Genomic DNA, 1228 nt, shown 5'->3' on the forward strand with positions numbered 1-1228 from the left:
ATTTGCTAGTCATATTGCTGTCGCACATGCAAAAGGGAAATTTCATACCTTTTCGGTACAGACTTTCGCCAAGCAAAAGTTTTAAATGCCAAAGTCAAAACCAAAAATCAAAACAGAAAGGAAGATTCAAATGAACAGTTTAAATCTAATTGGAAGAGTAGCACATGACGTAGAAGTTAAGTATGTAGGGGAAAAAGAAATGCCAGTTGTGAATAACAGCATTGCTGTTACAGACAAAGGTAATCGAGAGAAAGTGAATTTTATTCCATTTACGATATTAGGTAAAGGTGCTGAAAACCTTAAAAAAGTAGCTGAAAAAGGCGATATGATAGCACTGGAAAATGCAGAATTAAAGGTTGAGAACTACACCAATAAAAACGATGAAAAGCGAACTAGAACATATGCACTCGCATTTTTCTTCTCGCTAGTAAAAAAGAAAAGCAAAGGTAAAGAAGAACAAAAAGAGAGTAACGAAAAATTTGAAAGTCCACTCGATTTTGAAGATGATGATATGCCGTTCTAAAAAAATACTTTGATTAACCAATTAATTAATTAATTGGTTAATCAATTAAAAAGGAAAGGAAGATTAAAATGAGAAAAGTTTATGTAGAGGAATTATCAAAAGAAAGTAAAGAAATATTTATTCTACTTGCGAATGAACAAGGAATTAATAAAGAAGATATTGAAAATGGATTAGATAGTAAAATAAGCGATTTAGAAGATATGGAACAGCATTTAGGATTTAGAGTATGTGAAAATAATGAATGTAGGGAGATATTTAATGCGGGATTTTTAACAGAAGATGACAATACATTTTGCAGTGAAAAATGTGCTGAAAAAACAATCTCCGAAATAGTACCAGAAGATTATGGAGAATATATTTTTTATACAGATTGGCACTCTGAAATGTCATATGAAGATTATCTTTATTACTTTAGATGAAGTGGAATATTAGATAAACTAAAAACTCCCCTGGTCGATTGACTAGGGGAGTTTTTATATTAAAATCAATCGGGTTTGCTTAAATCTGATTGATTTAAGCAACTTTCTAAAAGAAAGCCATTAATACAAGCGATTTTAAAGCAGTTAGTGATGGAGTATCCATGATAATGATACTAACTTGCCTTAAAATCGCCCTAATAGAATCAATCGGGTTTAATTTTTGCATTTAAGATCAATAAATTGACCTTAAATAAAAATTAACTTTGACGGAAAGGGATTAGAAGAA

2 protein-coding genes are annotated in these 1228 nt (G+C 30.7%); both read left to right on the forward strand.

Translation table 11 applies throughout. From position 1 onward, the window contains the following. The first annotated feature begins 130 nt into the window (after positions 1-130). A complete protein-coding gene (locus ABD734_RS01005) occupies positions 131-523 on the forward strand; it encodes a single-stranded DNA-binding protein (protein ID WP_344700756.1) in 393 nt (130 codons plus the stop codon). A gap of 68 nt (positions 524-591) precedes the next feature. Next, positions 592-942 carry a hypothetical protein gene (locus ABD734_RS01010; RefSeq protein ID WP_344700757.1) on the forward strand — a complete coding sequence of 117 codons (351 nt, stop codon included), beginning with the start codon at positions 592-594 and terminating at the stop codon, positions 940-942. Positions 943-1228: the final 286 nt, after the last annotated feature.

Origin of the sequence: Salinicoccus jeotgali (assembly GCF_039538805.1) — a bacterium.
GTDB classification, from domain to species: domain Bacteria; phylum Bacillota; class Bacilli; order Staphylococcales; family Salinicoccaceae; genus Salinicoccus; species Salinicoccus jeotgali.